Genomic DNA, 13,768 nt, shown 5'->3' with positions numbered 1-13,768 from the left:
GCGCAAAAGGAAAGGGGCCGCATGCGGCCCCTTCTTCGTTCATGTCTGTCCCAAAGGATCAGTAGCAGCGCTCGACCAGCACGCGGCGGTAGCCGTAGGGCGTCCAAGTCAGACGCGGAACGGTGTAGCAGCCGCCGGCATAGTAGGGATCGTAGCCGACGGTCGAGTAACCGTAGGGGCCGCCCCATCCGCCGTAGCCGCCCCAGCCGCCGTATCCGCCGTAGAGCCCGCCCGCGGCGAGACCCAGGCCGAGTCCGAGGCCGACGCCGCCGAGTCCGATGCCGCGGCGATAGCCCCAGCCGCCGCCGCGCCATCCGCCGTATCCACCGCGCCATCCGCCGAAGCCGGCGCCGCGATAGCCGAAGCCGCGGCCGGCGAACCCGCCTCCGAAGCGCGGTCCCCCGAACCCGCCGCCGAAGCGCGGGCCGCCGAACCCGCCGCCGCGGAAACCACCGCCGAACCCGCCGCCGCGGAAACCACCGCCGAAGCCGCCGCCGAAGCCGCCGCCACGGAAGCCACCGCCGCCGAAGCCCGGACGGGCATCGGCCGTGGCCGGGATCATCATCAGCGCGCCGGTCATCAGCGCCGATGCCAGAACAACCCGTTTCATCAGATCGTCTCCACCCGAAAGAGAGAATGAACCCCCTAGCTCGTTGTGAACGTTCGGGGAGTTGAATCGGTCCCAGCGACCGGGGGTCCCAAATGCGTGATGTGTCCGCGCCGGCCTGCGGGGCGCGGCCTGCTTGAATGCTGCCATGCTTTCGGGCGAGGAGATCCGGCGCGGCCGAGCCGGCCCTCCCGCCTGCCCCGAAGCGGCCGCCGCCAGACAGGAACCGCCCGTGAAGCGCCGTCTCGCCGTTCTCGTCCCCGTTCTTTTCGCCTGCCTCGCCCTCGCGCCGGAGGCGCCCCGGGCGCAGCCGGCGCCCGCAGGCAAGGGCCCCTGCAAGGCCGTCGAATCCGAGGGGCAGCCCTATACGGTCTGCACGGTCGACCTGACCCGCGAGCGCGTCCGCCTGTTCTGGCTCGGGCCGGACGGGCTGCCCTACGCCTCGCTGTCGAGCCTCGCCCAGAGGCAGGGGCCGCGACTCAGCTTCGCGATGAATGCCGGCATGTACGACAAGGGGCAGGCTCCGGTCGGGCTCTATGTCGAGGAGGGCCGCGAGATGAAGGGCGTCTCCACCGCCAACGGGCCGGGCAATTTCCACCTCAAGCCCAATGGCGTCTTCTACGTGAAGGGCGACCGGGCGGGCGTGCTCGACACGGCCCGCTACCTGCGCGCCAAGCCGGCCCCGGACTTCGCCACGCAGTCGGGCCCGATGCTGGTGATCGAGGGCAAGATTCACCCCAAGATCTCCGAGGACGGCCCGAGCCAGAAGATCCGCAACGGCGTCGGCGTCCGCGACGGCGGCCGCACGGCGGTCTTCGCGATCTCGGAGCAGCCGGTGACCTTCGGCGCCTTCGCCCGCCTGTTCAAGGACGGGCTCGGCTGCCGCAACGCACTGTTCCTCGACGGCAGCGTTTCGAGCCTCTACGCCCCGGGCCTCGGCCGATCCGATCTCAGCCGGCCGCTCGGGCCGCTGGTGGGAGCGGTGGGGCGGTAGGACGCCGCCTTCCAACACGCGCCCTCATCGCGAGGTGCCGCGCTGCGCACCTCGCGATGAGCGTCAAGGATGGCGGGAGGCGAGAAGGCGCCGCTATCGCTGCCCGTGGGAGGTGTCCTTGAACAGGTCCTTGTACTCCCGCGGCTGGCTGCGCCAGTACTGCTTGGGCGCGCGCACCCGGGCGCCGAGTTCGGCCGCCGCGTGCCAGGGCCAGCGGGGATCGTAGAGCAGGGCGCGGGCGAGCGAGACCGCGTCGGCCCGGCCCTCGGCCAGGATGCCCTCGGCCTGGGCCGGTTCGGTGATGAGGCCGACCGCGATGGTGGTCAGGCCCGTCTCCGCCTTGATCCGCTCGGCGAAGGGCACCTGATAGCTCGGACCGAGCGGGATCTTCTGCGCCGTCGAGAGGCCGCCGGTGGAGACGTGGATCGCCGCCGCGCCGCGACTCTTGAGGGCGCGGGCGAGTTCGAGGGTCTGGTCGAGATCCCAGCCCTGCTCGACCCAGTCGGTGGCCGAGACGCGCATCCAGACCGGCTTGCCCGCGGGCACGGCCTCGCGCACCGCCTCGAAGCATTCGAGCGGGAAGCGCATCCGGTTCTCCAGGCTGCCGCCGTAGTGGTCCTCGCGGCGGTTGGACAGCGGCGACAGGAACTGGTGCAGCAGGTAGCCGTGGGCGCCGTGCAGCTCGACGCCGTCGATGCCGAGCCGCATCGCCCGCCGCGCGGTCGCGACGAAGCCGTCGCGCACCCGCTTCAAGCCCTCCGCATCGAGGGCGTGGGGCGGCGCCTCGTCCGGCCCGTGGGCCAGCGCCGAGGGCGCCTCGGTGCGCCAGCCGTCGACGGCCTCCGGCGCGATCTGCGCGCCGCCCTCCCAAGGGGCGCGGCTCGAGGCCTTGCGCCCGGCATGGTTGATCTGGATCGCCACCGGGACCGGCGCGTATCCGCGAACCGCGTCGAGGACGCGGCCGAGCGCCCGCTCGGTGGCGTCGTCGTAGAGGCCGAGATCGCCGGGCGAGATCCGTGCCTCCGGCGAGATCGCCGTCGCCTCCAGGGTCAGCAGGCCGGCGCCCGATTGAGCCATCTGCGCCAGATGCATCAGGTGCCAGTCGGTCGCCTCGCCGGCCCGGGCCGAGTACTGGCACATCGGCGCGACGATGATGCGGTTCTCGAGTTCCAGGTCGTCCAGGCGCAGGGGCTCGAACAGGCGTGCGGACATCGGCGGGCTCCGTAGGGACAGGTGGCGGCCTATCTGGGATCCGTTTCCGCCCGCGGCCAGTTCCGGCCCGGCGCATCGAGGGCTGCCTGCGACGCCGGTCGCAGGCCCCGGCGGGCTTCTCTCCGGGCCGAACTCCTCCACCTGCATGGCCGGGATCGGCCGCGCGAGGATCGTTCGAGATGGGAATGCTGGTCGAGGGCGAGTGGGTGGACAAGGGCTACGACACCGCCAAGTCCGGCGGACGCTTCGAGCGCTCGGCCGCCGCCTTCCGCAACTGGGTGACGCCGGACGGCGCGCCCGGCCCCTCGGGCGAGGGCGGGTTCGCGGGCGAGGCGGGGCGCTACCACCTCATCGTCTCGCTCGCCTGCCCCTGGGCCCACCGAACCCTGATCGTTCGCCGGCTCAAGGGCCTGGAGCCGGCGATCGGCGTCTCCGTGGTCTCGCCCTACATGCGCGAAGAGGGCTGGGTCTTCCAGGCCGAGGAGGAGGGCGGTGTGCCGGGCTCGACCGCAGAGCCGCTGTTCGGCGCCCGGCGCCTCTACGAGATCTACCGGCGGGCCAAGCCCGACTATTCGGGCCGTGTCACGGTACCGGTGCTGTGGGACAAACAGCGCGAGACCATCGTCTCGAACGAATCCGCCGAGATCGTGCGGATGCTCGATGCCGGTTTCGGCGCGGACGGCCCCGACCTCTATCCCGAACCCCTGCGCGAGGAGATCGACGCGGTGAACGCCCGGGTCTACGACCGGGTCAATAACGGCGTCTACAAGGCCGGCTTCGCCACGAGCCAGGAAGCCTACGCGGAGGCGTTCACGGTCCTGTTCGCCGAACTCGACGCGCTGGAAGACCGGCTCGATCGCCGGCGCTACCTCTGCGGCGGCGCCCTGACCGAAGCCGATATCCGCCTGTTCACGACGCTGGTGCGCTTCGACGCGGTCTATGTCGGGCACTTCAAGTGCAATCGGCGGCGCATCGCCGATTATCCGAACCTCTCGAACTACCTGCGCGATCTCTACGCCCTGCCGGGCGTCGCGGAGACGGTGAACTTCGAGCAGATCAAGCGCCACTATTACGCCAGCCACGCAGGCATCAACCCGACCGGGATCGTGCCGCTGGGCCCCGAGCTTCATCTCGACGCGCCCAACGATCGCGCCCTGCGCTTCGGCGGTTGAAACCCGGATCGCCCCCGGGGAATACCATTCACGGAAAAGCGGCACGGGCCGCTCAGGAGGAAGACGACGCCATGACGACCCGCTCGCACACCCCGCTCCTTGCCCTCCTCGGCCTGCTCGCAGCCGGTCCGGCGCTCGCCCAGCAGGGGGCCGACGTGAAGATGACCGGCCGGTGCGAGCGGCTGGTGATCGGCGGCCTCGACGTGACGCAGAACTGCAAGGAGGAGCTCGTCAACACCGTCTCGCGCGGGCGCACGACCTTCGACTTCGCCGCCTGGGACGGCCAGACCCTGAGCTTCAGCGGGGCGGGTGCGCAGCATGAGCGCACCGAGGAGACCGAACAGCTCCAGCCCATCAGCCTCGTGGTGCCGGGCATGAAGAACAAGGAGGGCATCGCCCGCAGCCCCGCCCCCGCGGTCGGCTCCTGCAAGTTCTCGGCGCCCGAGCCCGGCAAGACCATGATCACCTGCGAGGCGACCTCTCAGGGCAAGATCTATGCGGGCGTGTTCTTGACCGACAACAAGGCGGCCAAGGAGGGTGCCAAGGAAGGGGTGAAGGAAGGGGCGAAGGAGGGCGCGGGCGGCCCGGCCGGGTCTGCGGCCAAGCCCTGAGCCGGCCACGGCCCCGGGGCGCCCGAAAACGTCTGGTCAGGGGCGGCGTCAGGCCCCATGTAACGGCCCGGTGCAACGCACGCGATCGCGCGTGTCTCAAACGATTCCCGAGGGCTCCATGCTCGAAGCCAACCCCGCCGCCGGCGCACCCACCGCCGACGGTCTCATCACGGACACCACGACGGCGGGATTCCGGCAGGACGTCATCGCCGAGTCGATGAACCAGCCGGTGATCGTCGATTTCTGGGCACCCTGGTGCGGCCCCTGCAAGCAGCTCACGCCGGTCCTCGAGAAGGTCGTGCGGGCTGCGGGCGGGCGGGTGAAGCTCGCCAAGCTCAACATCGACGAGCATCCGGGCGTTTGGCAGCAGATCGGCCAGCAGCTCGGCCTGCAATCCATCCCCGCGGTGATCGCGATCGATCGCGGCCGGCCGGTCGACGCCTTCATGGGCGCGGTGCCGGAATCGGAGGTGCGCGCCTTCGTCGACCGGCTCGCCGGTCCCTCCGAGATCGATCAGGTGCTGGAGGAGGCCGCCGCGGTCGCCTCGGCCGGGGATCTCGCCGCGGCGTCCGAGCTCTACGCCGCGGTGCTGCGCGAGGAGCCGGCGAATCTCAAGGCCATCGCTGGCCTGGCCAAGACCCAGCTCGAACTCGGCGAGACCGAGAATGCCCGGCAGGTCCTCGCCATGGTGCCCCCGGACAAGGTGGAGGATCCGCTGCTGGCGGGTGTTCGCGCGGCGCTCGAACTGGCCGACCAGGCCGAGAGCCTGGGCGACCTCGCCGGCCTGCAGAAGCGCATCGAGGCCGACCCGAGCGACTATCAGGCCCGCTTCGATCTCGCGCTCGGCCTCAACGCCGCGGGCAAGCGGGACGAAGCCGTCGACCAGCTCGTGGCCATCGCCCGGGCCGACCGGAACTGGAACGAGGACGCGGCGCGCAAGCAGCTGCTCCAGTTCTTCGAGGCCTGGGGCCTGATGGACTCGGCCGCGATCCGCGGACGCCGGCAGCTCTCGACGCTTCTGTTTTCATGAGCGCTGGGCGCGCTCGGCCTCTCGTACGACACCTCGGAAGGGGCCCGCAGCGCCCCGTCCTCCAGCAGGGACGCCGCGCATGAGCACGCAGTCGGGCTTCAAATCGCCGGCGGATTGCCCCGGCATCATCCCGGTCTTCCCGCTGCCGGGGGCTTTGCTCCTGCCGCGGGGGCAGATGCCGCTCAACATCTTCGAGCCGCGCTACCTCGCCATGGTGGACGACGCCCTGCGCTCGGAGCGCCTCATCGGCATGATCCAACCCGACGCGGAGGGCGGCGGCTCTCCGCTGGCCCCCCGGCTCTACCGGGTCGGGTGCGCCGGGCGGATCAGCCAGTTCGCCGAGACCGGGGACGGGCGCTACCTGATCTCGCTGACCGGCGTCAGCCGTTTCCGGGTCGAGAGCGAACTCGCCGTCACGACGAAATACCGGCGCTGCCAAGTCTCCTACGACGCCTTCGCCCAGGATTTCGAGGCGCGGGCCGGGGAGGCGGAGGTCGACCGCGAGAGCGTGCTGCGCACCTTGCGCAGCTTCGTCGACGCCAACGAGTTGCAGGTCGATTGGTCGGGTATCGAGGAGGCGCCGAACGAGGCGCTCGTCAACGCGCTGTGCATGATGAGCCCCTTCGGCGTGCGCGAGAAGCAGGCGATGCTGGAAGCTCCCGATCTCAAGACGCGGGCCGAGGTGCTGATCGCGGTAACCGAGATGGAGCTGGTGCGGGCCAGCGGCTCCGAGCCGACGCTGCAATAACGTTTCCGGCCCCCGGCCATCCGCGCTATGGGGGCCCGCTCACCGGAACCGAGACGCCATGGCCGACACACCCACCCCGCCCGTCGAAGCGACCCGAGTCGATCCCCGCCTGCTGGAACTGCTGGTCTGCCCGCTGACCAAGGAGCCGCTGGAATACGACGCGGCGCGCGAGGAGCTGATCAGCCGCTCCGCCAAGCTCGCCTACCCGATCCGCGACGGCATCCCGATCATGCTGCCGGAAGAAGCCCGCTCGCTGACGGAGTGATGGTTTCCGGCCTCCGTCTTTCCCCGAAAGCGCGGAGAGGGGGACGGATCGCGGTCGCGTGATGCTGAAACGAAAAGGGCGCCCGGCTCCCGCCGGACGCCCTTTTTTCATGTTGGCCGATGGCTCAGCGGCCCTGCTGGATCGCCGAGAGCAGCCAGGGTCCGCCGGGCTCGCGCACGAAGGTCCAGAATTCCTTGGCCTCCTGCGGTCCGTTCTCGACGTGGCGGTTCGTGGCGCGCTCGAAGACCTCGTCGCGCAGCTGGAAGCGCATGGCGACGGTGGCGAACTCGACCGGGCCCTCGCGCCACGCTTCCGACAGGTCGCCCTGGAGGAGCTTCACGTCGGAGATGCGGTTGACCACGCCGCGGGCGGCGTTGGCGCGCAGCTCTTCCTCGAAATAGCCGACCATCTCCGGCGTCGCGAGACGACGCAGGCTTGCGACATCCTCGCGGCCGAAGGCGCCCTGGACCTCGTTGAGCGAGCGCTCGAAGGCCTGGAAGTCGTCCGGCTGGACCTGGACCGGCTCCGGACGGGCGCCGCCGCTATAGCCGCCGCCCACCGGGTTCATGCCGGCATTCATTCCGGGATTGACGCCGCCGTTCTGGCCGCCCTGCGGCGGGAGGCCGGAACGGGCATGCGGCGCGTTGGCGGCCATGGCGGGCTGGTTGCCCTCCTGACGGCGGCGGAAGAAGCGCACCGCCAGCATCACGAGAAGTGCGATCAGGCCGATCTGGAAGATCAGGCCGATGAACGAGCCGATGCCGCCGAGTCCGCCGGAAAAGCCTGCGCCCAGCAGAGCGCCGAGCAGGCCCGCGCCGAGCATACCGCCGAGGAAGCCGCCGCCGAAGCGCGAGCCGCCCCGGTTCTGCGCGGCCATGCCGGGATTGTTGAGGCCGGGGCTCGGGCTCGTCTGCGAGCGCTGGATCGGCCCCATGGCGCCCGGGGAGGTCGCGGTGGAGGGGGGCGCGCTGTAGGTCTTCGAGCCGCGCGAGCCCATCCCGCCGCCGCCGCCCGGGCGCGCCTCGACGACGGGCGCCGCCACGGCGAGCGAGGCCGCGAGCGCGAGGAGGGTCACGACGCGTTTGCGACGCACGGGAGGGGAAGCCATCAGAGAGAACCTCGGGTCAGCGTGAGGAGAGCGAGAATGCTCTCTTTAGATGGTGACGGGTGAAACGAGATTTTAGTCCCGGCCCGGAGCCGGGTTTCGCAAGATTTTTTCGTGGCGCCGGCCGGCGGTGCCGAGACCTTGAGCTAAGATGTTGTGTCCGCGTCGGATTATTTAAGGTGGCGGCCGCGCTTTTCGTATCAGCCGTGCGCGCTGCCCTCAGCGCGCGGCCGGGAAGACGAGCCGCACGGTCGCGCCCTCGCCCGGCCGGCTCTCGATGGAGATCGTGCCGTTCTGCCGCTTCATCAGGCCGTGCACGATGGCGAGGCCGGCGCCTCGGCCGGACTCGCGGGTCGTGGCGAAGGGGGCGAGCGCCCGCGACAGCATCTCCGGCGACAGGCCGTGCCCCGTATCCGAGACCGAAAGCCCGACCGCCCCGGCCTCCGGGCGCTGGAGCGAGCGGTCGCCGGGCTCGACGGCGAACAGGGTGACGTGGATGCGGCCCTGGCCGGACATGGCCTCGCAGGCATTGGCGAGGATGTGGCCGAGCGCCAGTTCGAGCTGGATCGGGTTGCACAGGGCCGGGGGAAGGCCATCGGGTATCGAGAGGTCGAGCCGGATGCCGGCCGGCAGGTTGGGACGCAGGCGGTCGAGGCCCGCGCGGACCGCGGCGGCGAGATCGACCGGGCGCACGTCCGGCGCGATCCGCCTGGAATGGGCGAGGAGCTGGCGCGTGAGCACGGCGGCCCGCTCGGAGGCTTCCGTGGAGCGGATGATCGCCCGCTGGATGAAGGGTTCGGGCCGGTCGCCGAGGCGCCGCTTCAGCCCGTCGATGTAGCCGATCAGGATCTGCAGGAAGTTGTTGAACTCGTGCGCCACGCTGTTGGTGAGCAGCCCGAGCGCCTCGCGCTGCCGCGACAGGGCCAGCGCGTCCTCGGCGTCGCGCCGCCGGGTCACGTCCACGATCTGGCCGAGGAAGCGCGCGGCGTCGCCGGGCCGCGGCACGAGGTGGATCTCGCCCCAGAACGAGCCGCTGCCGCGGGAGAACAGGAGTTCGGCGCTCGCGGGCTCTCCGCGCGCCAGCGCTTCCCGCAGGGCGGCCCAGCCGGCATGGTCGCCCTGGCGGCATTCGAGCGCCTCGAGGCCCCGCCCGACCAGATCTCCCTCGTCGCGACCGGTCAGCGCGCACAAGCCGGCATTGGCCGCCGCGATGACGGCCCCGGTCTCCGTGCGATCCAGCAGCAAAGCGGGCAGGGGCAGGGCGGCGAGGAAGCCGCCATCGGTCTCCTCCCGCTGTTCGGGCGGAGCGTTCGCGTCGCGTGGCGTCATCGGGCAGGGCCCTCCCGCAGCCGTGAACCGGCCGGACTCCTGCGAGCCCGGTGGATGCGCGAGCGATACAGGCTGTCTTCGGGATGCGCTAAAAGCATGACCGTCAACGCGCCAAGCCCCGCTTGGATCGGGGCACCCGGCATCGCGCGTCCGCGGATCAGCGGTTGGCCGTGGTCACCGGCGAGGCGCCGTTGTTGAGGCTGACCCAGGCCCGGCCGTCCTGCCCCTCTCGCTTCACGAAGCTGTAGCCGGTGCGCTGCCAGGGCAGCACCGCGTTGGTCTTGTTGTCGAGGATCAGGTCGCCGCGATCGGTGCGCACCATCAGCACGGCGTGGCCCTCGCCGATCTCGTCGATCACCACCGTCATGCGCAGGGCCCGGCGGGGCAGGCGCCGCTCGATCAGCATGCGCCGCTTGAGGAGCTGGATGTCCTCGCAATCGCCGAACCCGTCATCGGGGAAGTCCCAGCGGTCGACCACGCCCCAATGGGCCATGTCGGTGATCGGCTTGATGCGCGCGTTGACCCGGCGGTTGACCGTGGTCAGCGTGTGCCACATCGCGGGCGTCAGGGCGACGAGGGCGGGCTCGCCCGGATCGACGGCGCATTCGCTCGGATAGCGCAGGCAGAAGTCGTTCCAGGCCGCCACGGGCCGGGCGGGCGCGCCGGGATCGGCGGCGGTGCCGGCCTCGGGCAGCCCGGCGCTGCGGGCTTGGCTCGGCTGGACCGGAGCCGCGGCGCCGCCGATCAGAAGCGTGGCGCCGACGAGGGAGAGGTGGGCGGCCCGGCGAAGGCGCCGGGTGACGTGTCCGCGGGGAAACGCCGATCCGTCGCCGACGCTCCGAAACACCGCGTACCGCATGGCCGCCCGTCCTGCCGCCCCAGTTTCTCGGCAAAGCTTGCACGGGCCGGCGCCCGGCTCAATGAGAAAGTGAAAGAAGGGTGAAGCCCTGCGATCGCTTTCCCGTATCATGGCGAGACAACCCCGAGCAGGCTGGCAAACGGGCCACACCGGGCCCGACCCTCCGTGGTCCAGCAAAAGGCGGGCCGCGGGCTGCGGCCGGCCGTCAGCGGTTGGCCGTGGTGACCGGGGAGGTGGCCCCGCCCAGCGAGACCCAGGCGAGGGCGTCCTGCCCCTCGCGCTTGATGAAGACGTAGCCGGTCTGGTGCCAGGGCGAGACGGCGTTGGTCTTGTTGTCGAGGATGTAGTCGCCGCGGTCGGTGATGAGGGTGAGCACGGCGTGGCCCTCGCCCTTCTCGTCGATGACGACGGTCATCCGCATGGCCCGGCGCGGCAGCCCCGCCTCCGCGAGCAGGCGGCGCTTGAGCAACTGGTAGTCCTCGCAATCGCCGCGGCCGTCCTCGGCCAGATCCCAGCGGTCGGGGCGGCCCCAATGGTCCTGGTCGGTCACGGGTTCGATCGCGCGGTTCACCCGACGGTTGACCGAGACGATCGTCGACCAGAGGGCGGGGGTGAGGGTGATGCGGGCCGGCTCGTTGCGGTCGAAGGTGCATTCGGCCGGGTAGGACTGGCAGAACTCGGTCCAGGCGAGGATCGGCCGGGCTTCCGCGCCGGTGGTGAGGCCGGCGCTCGCCGAGGGGAGGGCGGCCAGCGTCTGAGCCTGAACGCTGCCGCAGAACAGGCCGAGGCAGAGGGCGAGGGCCGCGAGAAGCCCCGTCTTGAGATGACCCGTATCGGTGGTGCGCATCGCGGCGTTTCCTTCGAACGAGGCCAGGATGTCGCCGCACCCCCTCCGCCGCGCTGAAGCCGATCCGCGCAATTTTATCGATTCGCGCCCCCTCCGGTTCTCGCCCGTGCGAGGGCGAACCGCCCCTCACGCCGATGCGGGAAAAGCGAGGGATTCCATTAGGAGAGGAGAAACCCTGTCGCCCGGGCGAGCGCCTTCGCGTGCTCGCAGGGGCAGCCTGCCGTTTTCGCGACGTGGGCGGGGCGAAGACCCGGCCCATCGGCGGGATGTCCGGAGCCGGCGGCGTGCGCGGGAGCCCGGCCTGGCGGGCCGTCGGCCGGATTCAGCGTCCAGGGGGGCGGTGTTTTGACGACGGGCGCGCATCGGGCCGGGAGTCGCGTCCGAACGGGCCGCATCGGGACGCTTTGTCGGCCGAGGCCTGCCGTTGCGGCGTTGCGGGCCGGGGCTTCAGACGAAAGGTGCAGCGCTCCGAGCCGCGGCTCAGAGCGTGATGCCCTCGTGGAAGCGGTCTGGGGAGATCGGCAGCATGAACTGAGCGCCGATACCGCCCTCGAAGTAGCGCACCACGCGGCCCGGGGTGGAGCCTACGAGGACGTGGGTGCCGATGGGCGGCGTCGATGGGGTGGCAAGCGCCACGCCCGACATCGAGATGTCGATGATCCGGGCGGGGATGAGCCGGCCGCTCTCCAGGCGAAGGGTGACGCCGGGATCGTTGGGCACGAGGCGCTCGTGGAAGCGGCCCTCCGGCAGGCCGAGGCTTTCCCGGTTGGCGAGCCACATCAGCTGCGAGGCGATCTTGTCGCGCTTGCGCGGCGTCGCGGTGAAGCGCAGCGCGAAGCCGCCCGGCGTGTGACGCGCGACCGCGCCCTCGAGCCGGCCGATCTGTTCGAGATAGAGCACCACGCGCTCGCCGACCGCGCCGAGCACCGCGCAGGTCAGGCGCACGCCGCCGGGGGACATGTCCACGGTCTGGCAGGGATATTCGCGTCGGTCCGCCAGCATGTAGCGGCCGAGCAGCGTCGCGCGCACCCGCTGGTGCCGGCGCTGGTCGGCGGCACTGGCCGGTTGCGGGCTGGAGGCCGTCCCTGCGTGGGAAAGCTCGGTCATGGCGGCTCGGCAGTCTGGATATCGTGACCGAATCCCTAGCCGTTCCAGGGTTACGAAAGACTTTCCCGGACCCGACGCAACCGTGCCGCTCTCCCTTTTTGCGCCCTTAGAGTTGTGTGCCCCGCGTCAGGCGCCGCCGCGGCCGCCCTCGTGCACGAGCAGATGCCCGAACCGGACGGGGCGGGGGTCGTTGGCCGGCTCGGGCAGGCCCTCCACGAAGCTGCGCACGGCCGTGGGCTCGGCACTGGCCACTTCGAGCACCCGCAGCGAGACCGCCTCGACCTGCAGGATCGGCCGCGTGCCGAGCCACGACGGAATGCAATGCGGGCTGAGCGAGCCGAGGATTCGGGCCTGCGTCTTGCCGCGGTGGCGCAGGGGGAGCAGCAGCAATTCGAGGTCGATGGATTCGTCCCGCGCGGTGACGCCGGTCAGGCCCGCCACGATGCCGACGGTGTCGCAGGCCACCGTCTCCACGAGCCGCCAGGGATCGGTGGGGGACGGGGGCAGGGCGTCGCCCCACAGATCGATGAAGGCGTGGCCTCGCAATTCCCTCCCGAACAAGGCGCACAGGCGCGTGCCGGCAAGCCGCACCATGTTCACCCGGCGGGCCGGATCGGTTTCGAGGATGAAGCTGTCGGCGAGCAGGTTGCGGATCTCGCCGGGCTCGATCTCGCTGCGCTCCGGCGCGGCCCGCTCGCCTCGCAGCCGGTCCCAGTAGGCGTGTAGCTGACGGCTCGTGGGATGCTTCATGGTGTTCCGCACCGGTACGGCCCGTTTCACACGGGCTTCAATCTGGGTCGGCCCGGGACGAAGAGAGGGTGCCCGGCCGGGGGTCGGTGATGTCTCGCACACCCTAGGCCGAGTGATCCGGGCGCGCTCGCGCAACTCATCCTTAACCTTAACAAAAGGTTGCGGCTCGTCCGCGCGCTTGCCGATTCCGTGCGGTCCCGGGCTCTGCGGCCCTTGCGGCGGCGCAGGCTTGGCCGACATGGTGCGGCATGGATGCCTCCCCCGATCTGCCGCGCCAGGGCCGCGTGCCCGTCTTCAACCTGCCGGGGATCGTGACGATCTCGATCGCCGTGCTCGCGGCGATCCATCTCGTCCGCACCGTGCTGCCGGATGGAATCGACCTGTCGGTGCTCCTCAACCTCGCCTTCATCCCGGCCCGCTGGACCGCGTCCTTCGATCCCTCGACGGCGGCCGCGATCATCGGCGCGGCGGGGGAGGGAGCGGGCGGGCCGGAACTCGCTTCCGCGCGCCAGGAATTCGCCCGCTACCTCGTGACCGATCCGTCCGCCATGCCCTGGACGGGGGCGAGCTACGCCCTGCTGCACGGGTCGTGGATGCACCTCATCTTCAACGTCGTCTGGCTCGCCGCCTTCGGCGCCCCGGTCGCGCGCCGCTACGGCGCCCTGCGCTACGCGATCCTGGCGCTCGCGGGCATCGTCGCGGGGGCGGTGCTCCACCTTCTGATCGATCCCTACAGCCTGATGCCGCTCGTGGGGGCCTCGGCCGGGATTTCGGCGCTGATGGCGGCAGCGGCCCGCTTCGTGTTCCAGCCCCCGCCGCCCTTCGAGGCCGGCGCGCCCTGGCAGCTTCCGCCGCGACCGCCGCTCCAGACCATCCCCGAACTGATGCGCAACCGCACGGCCGTGCTGTTTCTCGGGATCTGGTTCGTCACCAACCTTCTCTTCGGCGTCCTCGCCCTGCCGCTCGGCGGCGGCGAGGGACCGATCGCCTGGGACGCGCATCTCGGCGGCTTCGCGGCCGGCTTCTTCCTGCTGCCGCTGATGGAGCGCGGCAGCCTCCGCAATCGCCCCTGAAGCGCGGGCGGTGATGTGCCCTGGACATCACACTGTGGGCTTTTGCCGATTGGAACGAA

At 71.0% G+C, this 13,768-nt stretch carries 15 protein-coding genes; 7 read left to right on the top strand and 8 right to left on the bottom strand.

The window, feature by feature from the left end; genetic code table 11:
• Positions 1–58: 58 nt before the first annotated feature.
• Positions 59–610 carry a hypothetical protein gene (locus BY998_RS09735; protein ID WP_110351427.1) on the bottom strand — a complete coding sequence of 184 codons (552 nt, stop codon included), beginning with the start codon at positions 608–610 and terminating at the stop codon, positions 59–61.
• A 229-nt stretch (positions 611–839) separates the two neighbouring features.
• Here BY998_RS09735 and BY998_RS09730 point away from each other — a divergent pair, with 229 nt between their 5' ends.
• Entirely contained in the window at positions 840–1,601 is a 762-nt protein-coding gene (locus BY998_RS09730) for a phosphodiester glycosidase family protein (RefSeq protein WP_110351426.1), read from the top strand.
• A 93-nt stretch (positions 1,602–1,694) separates the two neighbouring features.
• Here the strand turns inward: BY998_RS09730 and BY998_RS09725 are convergent, their stop codons facing one another.
• A complete protein-coding gene (locus tag BY998_RS09725; RefSeq protein ID WP_110351425.1) occupies positions 1,695–2,813 on the bottom strand; it encodes an NADH:flavin oxidoreductase/NADH oxidase in 1,119 nt (372 codons plus the stop codon).
• 179 nt (positions 2,814–2,992) lie between these two features.
• On the opposite strand from BY998_RS09725, the gene BY998_RS09720 reads away from it, so the two are divergent.
• The 5 genes from BY998_RS09720 (at position 2,993) to BY998_RS09700 (ending at position 6,639) form a co-directional block, all read left to right on the top strand.
• Positions 2,993–3,985 (top strand): glutathione S-transferase family protein, encoded by a 993-nt coding sequence (locus tag BY998_RS09720; RefSeq protein WP_110351424.1) that lies wholly within the window; start codon positions 2,993–2,995, stop codon positions 3,983–3,985.
• A gap of 71 nt (positions 3,986–4,056) precedes the next feature.
• Complete coding sequence (locus BY998_RS09715; protein WP_110351423.1) at positions 4,057–4,596, top strand: hypothetical protein; 540 nt, start codon at positions 4,057–4,059, stop codon at positions 4,594–4,596.
• Positions 4,597–4,714: 118 nt separating this feature from the next.
• Positions 4,715–5,626, top strand: a complete 912-nt coding sequence (locus tag BY998_RS09710) for a co-chaperone YbbN (protein ID WP_110351422.1) — start codon at positions 4,715–4,717, stop codon at positions 5,624–5,626.
• 79 nt (positions 5,627–5,705) lie between these two features.
• Positions 5,706–6,374 carry an LON peptidase substrate-binding domain-containing protein gene (locus tag BY998_RS09705; RefSeq protein ID WP_110351421.1) on the top strand — a complete coding sequence of 223 codons (669 nt, stop codon included), beginning with the start codon at positions 5,706–5,708 and terminating at the stop codon, positions 6,372–6,374.
• A 58-nt stretch (positions 6,375–6,432) separates the two neighbouring features.
• On the top strand, positions 6,433–6,639 hold the full coding sequence (locus BY998_RS09700; RefSeq protein WP_110351420.1) for a Trm112 family protein: 207 nt from the start codon (positions 6,433–6,435) through the stop codon (positions 6,637–6,639).
• Between the two features lie 124 nt (positions 6,640–6,763).
• Here the strand turns inward: BY998_RS09700 and BY998_RS09695 are convergent, their stop codons facing one another.
• The 6 genes from BY998_RS09695 to BY998_RS09670 all read right to left on the bottom strand — a co-directional run bounded on the left by BY998_RS09695 (position 6,764) and on the right by BY998_RS09670 (position 12,636).
• Positions 6,764–7,747 (bottom strand): TIM44-like domain-containing protein, encoded by a 984-nt coding sequence (locus BY998_RS09695; RefSeq protein WP_110351419.1) that lies wholly within the window; start codon positions 7,745–7,747, stop codon positions 6,764–6,766.
• 216 nt (positions 7,748–7,963) lie between these two features.
• Positions 7,964–9,073, bottom strand: a complete 1,110-nt coding sequence (locus BY998_RS09690) for an ATP-binding protein (protein ID WP_110351418.1) — start codon at positions 9,071–9,073, stop codon at positions 7,964–7,966.
• A gap of 157 nt (positions 9,074–9,230) precedes the next feature.
• The gene (locus tag BY998_RS09685; protein ID WP_110351417.1) at positions 9,231–9,932 is read right to left on the bottom strand and encodes a transglutaminase-like cysteine peptidase; all 702 of its coding nucleotides are present in this window, start codon (positions 9,930–9,932) and stop codon (positions 9,231–9,233) included.
• Positions 9,933–10,137: 205 nt separating this feature from the next.
• Positions 10,138–10,779 carry a transglutaminase-like cysteine peptidase gene (locus BY998_RS09680; protein ID WP_110351416.1) on the bottom strand — a complete coding sequence of 214 codons (642 nt, stop codon included), beginning with the start codon at positions 10,777–10,779 and terminating at the stop codon, positions 10,138–10,140.
• A 480-nt stretch (positions 10,780–11,259) separates the two neighbouring features.
• On the bottom strand, positions 11,260–11,886 hold the full coding sequence (locus tag BY998_RS09675) for a PilZ domain-containing protein (RefSeq protein ID WP_110351415.1): 627 nt from the start codon (positions 11,884–11,886) through the stop codon (positions 11,260–11,262).
• 126 nt (positions 11,887–12,012) lie between these two features.
• Positions 12,013–12,636 (bottom strand): PAS domain-containing protein, encoded by a 624-nt coding sequence (locus tag BY998_RS09670; RefSeq protein WP_110351414.1) that lies wholly within the window; start codon positions 12,634–12,636, stop codon positions 12,013–12,015.
• Between the two features lie 248 nt (positions 12,637–12,884).
• On the opposite strand from BY998_RS09670, the gene BY998_RS09665 reads away from it, so the two are divergent.
• Entirely contained in the window at positions 12,885–13,709 is an 825-nt protein-coding gene (locus BY998_RS09665; protein ID WP_110351413.1) for a rhomboid family intramembrane serine protease, read from the top strand.
• Positions 13,710–13,768 lie beyond the last annotated feature (59 nt).

The organism is Methylobacterium sp. B4, assembly GCF_003201865.1.
Taxonomy (GTDB): Bacteria; Pseudomonadota; Alphaproteobacteria; order Rhizobiales; family Beijerinckiaceae; genus Methylobacterium.
This window is presented reverse-complemented; position numbering and strand designations above follow the sequence as displayed.

Coding starts and splice junctions, on each gene's coding strand:
- BY998_RS09720 (WP_110351424.1), top strand. CDS start 2,993: ATGGGAATGCTGGTCGAGGGCGAGTGGGTGGACAAGGGCTACGACACC.
- BY998_RS09680 (WP_110351416.1), bottom strand. CDS start 10,779: ATGCGCACCACCGATACGGGTCATCTCAAGACGGGGCTTCTCGCGGCC.
- BY998_RS09675 (WP_110351415.1), bottom strand. CDS start 11,886: ATGACCGAGCTTTCCCACGCAGGGACGGCCTCCAGCCCGCAACCGGCC.
- BY998_RS09695 (WP_110351419.1), bottom strand. CDS start 7,747: ATGGCTTCCCCTCCCGTGCGTCGCAAACGCGTCGTGACCCTCCTCGCG.
- BY998_RS09725 (WP_110351425.1), bottom strand. CDS start 2,813: ATGTCCGCACGCCTGTTCGAGCCCCTGCGCCTGGACGACCTGGAACTC.
- BY998_RS09685 (WP_110351417.1), bottom strand. CDS start 9,932: ATGCGGTACGCGGTGTTTCGGAGCGTCGGCGACGGATCGGCGTTTCCC.
- BY998_RS09735 (WP_110351427.1), bottom strand. CDS start 610: ATGAAACGGGTTGTTCTGGCATCGGCGCTGATGACCGGCGCGCTGATG.
- BY998_RS09665 (WP_110351413.1), top strand. CDS start 12,885: ATGGATGCCTCCCCCGATCTGCCGCGCCAGGGCCGCGTGCCCGTCTTC.
- BY998_RS09670 (WP_110351414.1), bottom strand. CDS start 12,636: ATGAAGCATCCCACGAGCCGTCAGCTACACGCCTACTGGGACCGGCTG.
- BY998_RS09715 (WP_110351423.1), top strand. CDS start 4,057: ATGACGACCCGCTCGCACACCCCGCTCCTTGCCCTCCTCGGCCTGCTC.
- BY998_RS09700 (WP_110351420.1), top strand. CDS start 6,433: ATGGCCGACACACCCACCCCGCCCGTCGAAGCGACCCGAGTCGATCCC.
- BY998_RS09710 (WP_110351422.1), top strand. CDS start 4,715: ATGCTCGAAGCCAACCCCGCCGCCGGCGCACCCACCGCCGACGGTCTC.
- BY998_RS09705 (WP_110351421.1), top strand. CDS start 5,706: ATGAGCACGCAGTCGGGCTTCAAATCGCCGGCGGATTGCCCCGGCATC.
- BY998_RS09690 (WP_110351418.1), bottom strand. CDS start 9,073: ATGACGCCACGCGACGCGAACGCTCCGCCCGAACAGCGGGAGGAGACC.